Here is a 537-nt window from a genome sequence, read left to right on the forward strand (position 1 = left end):
CAGACGCGGTCGACGGGCTTCGTGGCCGCCAGGCCCAGGCACGCGTCGACGTATCGACCCGCACGGCCGAGCTGAACGCGCTGCGTGGCGAACTGACCCTGGTGCGGGCCGAACACGATGACGCGCCGCCGCCGTTCGCGGCACGAACCGACTCTCGCGTCGAACTCTCGGGTGCGCCTCTGTGGCAGCTGGTTCGGTTTGCCGACTCGGTGTCCCCTGCCGACGCGGCGGGGATCGAATCCGCACTGCAGGCGGCAAACCTGCTCGACGGCTGGATTCACCCGGTTGCGGACTTCCCCGTCGACTCGAGTTCGGAGCAGTATCTGTCGCCGCTACCGGAGGCCTCGAGGCCGACCGGGACCACCTTGGCGTCCGTCCTCCAACCCGAGCCCGGTACCGCCGTATCCGAATCGCGCATCCTCGACGTGCTGAACTCGGTTGCACTGCAACAGGATCAAGGAGCAGTCTCGGGCGGTGCCGTCTCGGTGTGCGTCGACGGTCGGTACTGGCAGGGTGTGCAGCAGGGCCGCCACACCA

General features: G+C 68.5%; 1 pseudogene. It reads left to right on the forward strand.

Features of this window, described 5'->3' with window-relative positions:
* Positions 1-537 (forward strand): annotated as a pseudogene (locus RHBS_RS28525) (TIGR02680 family protein); the annotation flags it as partial.

It is taken from the genome of Rhodococcus sp. BS-15, assembly GCF_000813105.1.
Taxonomy (GTDB): Bacteria; Actinomycetota; Actinomycetes; order Mycobacteriales; family Mycobacteriaceae; genus Rhodococcoides.